The organism is Okeania sp. (assembly GCF_983059655.1).
This window is the reverse complement of sequence record NZ_CEZPJD010001071.1, coordinates 1-2194: the sequence shown is the minus strand read 5'-3', so window position 1 is coordinate 2194 and position 2194 is coordinate 1. Positions and strand designations below refer to the sequence as shown.

General features: G+C 34.5%; 1 protein-coding gene. It reads left to right on the top strand.

Annotated elements, in window-relative coordinates; translation table 11 throughout:
• Positions 1-433: 433 nt before the first annotated feature.
• Positions 434-1978 (top strand): bifunctional phosphoribosylaminoimidazolecarboxamide formyltransferase/IMP cyclohydrolase, encoded by a 1545-nt coding sequence (gene purH / locus AC3DU7_RS31860; protein ID WP_488043232.1) that lies wholly within the window; start codon positions 434-436, stop codon positions 1976-1978.
• The last annotated feature ends 216 nt before the right edge of the window (positions 1979-2194 follow it).

The window sequence follows — 2194 nt, the reverse complement described above, 5'->3', positions numbered from 1 at the left end:
TACAACCTGAAATCCAGGTTTTTTTTGGAGCTTTTCAAAATGAAGAAAGTTTTTTGAGAACTAATTAAACGTTAAACGGATTTGATATTAATCATAAGTAACTAGGGAAAATTCAACGCAAATTAGCTGTATTTTTCCCATCTGACGGCGACTCTACTTGACTACTCAAGAGTCAAAATTAACTTGATTGATGAACAGGCACTTATTTAAGTTTTAAGTAAAATATAGCAATCCCAAATCATTGGTGATAATTTTATTGCTTCGGTGTTTTTCATTCCCTGTTCCCTATTCCCTAAAATCTACAATATCTCACAACTCAAATAAGATTGCTACATCTGACAAAAACATTAAAAGAATCCGCAGAGTTTGAAGATTCTAATTTTAATTCTTAAAATATAGACTGTCAGTTTTCCTATATCAAGATTTGAAACAAATGGCACGTTTAGCACTACTCAGCACATCAGATAAAACAGGTCTTATTGACTTAGCAAAAAGTCTAGTTACAGAATTTGACTATGAAATAATTAGTAGTGGCGGTACTGCTAAAACTCTCAAAGAAGCAGGAATTTCTGTAACAAAAGTATCTGACTATACGGGATTTCCAGAAATCCTTGGAGGTAGAGTTAAAACCTTACATCCTCGAATTCATGGAGGTATATTAGCAAGAAGAGATTTAGAGCAACATATAGAAGAATTAAATGCTAATAATATTCGACCTATTGACCTAGTTGTAGTTAATTTATACCCCTTTGAACAAACAATTTCTCAGCCGGGAGTGACTCTAGCAGAAGCAATTGAAAAAATTGATATTGGCGGACCGGCAATGTTAAGAGCATCAGCTAAAAATTTTGCTCATCTAACAGTTTTATGCAACCCTAATCAATATAATTCATATTTGGAAGAACTACAGAAAAATAATGGTGAAATATCCTTAGAATTTCGGCAAAAATGTGCCTTAGCAGGATTTAAACATACAGCAACTTACGACCAGGCGATCGCTACTTATTTACAAGAGCAAGAAACTACTTCTGAACAGGAAAAAGAAACATTTTTCCTCTCTGGTAAAAATATTAAGTCTCTGCGTTATGGAGAAAATCCTCATCAATCTGCGACTTGGTATCAAAGTGGAATTATTCCTAGTGGTTGGGCAGCAAGTAAAATTCTTCAAGGTAAAGAATTAAGTTATAACAATTTGGTAGATTTAGAGGCAGCGAGACGTATTATTACAGAATTTTCTGATGCTCCGACTGTGGCAATTCTTAAACATACAAATCCTTGTGGAATTGCAATTAGTGAAACTCTTTTGGAGGCTTATGAAAAAGCTCTTGCTGGAGATTCGGTTTCTGCTTTTGGGGGAATTGTTGCTTTGAATAAATCTATTGATGCTCCTACTGCGACTGCTATGACTAAGACATTTTTAGAATGTGTAGTTGCTCCAGGATGTGAACCAGAAGCAGAGGAAATTTTTCAGAAAAAATCTAAATTAAGAGTGTTAATTTCACCTGATTTAAAACAGAGTCCGCCAGAAACTATAAAAGTAATTGCTGGTGGTTTTTTAGTACAAGCTGCTGATGATGCAGTAGAAAATTCTAGTGATTGGAAAGTTGTTACTGAAAAACAACCTACTGGCGAACAAATGGAAGAATTAATGTTTGCTTGGAAGGTGGTAAAGCACGTTAAATCTAATGCTATTGTAGTGACTAAAAATTTGGCAACTGCTGGTATTGGAGCTGGTCAAATGAATCGAGTTGGGGCAGTAAAAATTGCTTTGGAGCAAGCAGGAGGAAAGGCTATTGGAGGAGTATTAGCTAGTGATGCTTTTTTCCCTTTTGATGACTCGGTAAAAACAGCAGCAGCAGCAGGAATAACTGCTATTATTCAGCCAGGTGGTAGTCTGCGAGATAAAGATTCTATTGCTGCTGCAAATGAGTTAGGTTTAGTAATGATACTAACTGGAATGCGTCATTTTTTACATTAATAAAATTAGGAAATAGGCAATAGGGAATAGGGAATAAAAAAATGTCTTAATATATTTGCACAGCACTATAAGTAAAGTAAGATAGGCAAATTTTGACTTTAAAGCTTGACTTCAAAGAATAAATTTAAGCAGAGCAAAGTTTTTATACCATTTCTCTGTAACAATGCATTTAATAATTGTTTCTCAGACCTTATTAGGCTGACTATTCTCATCTTT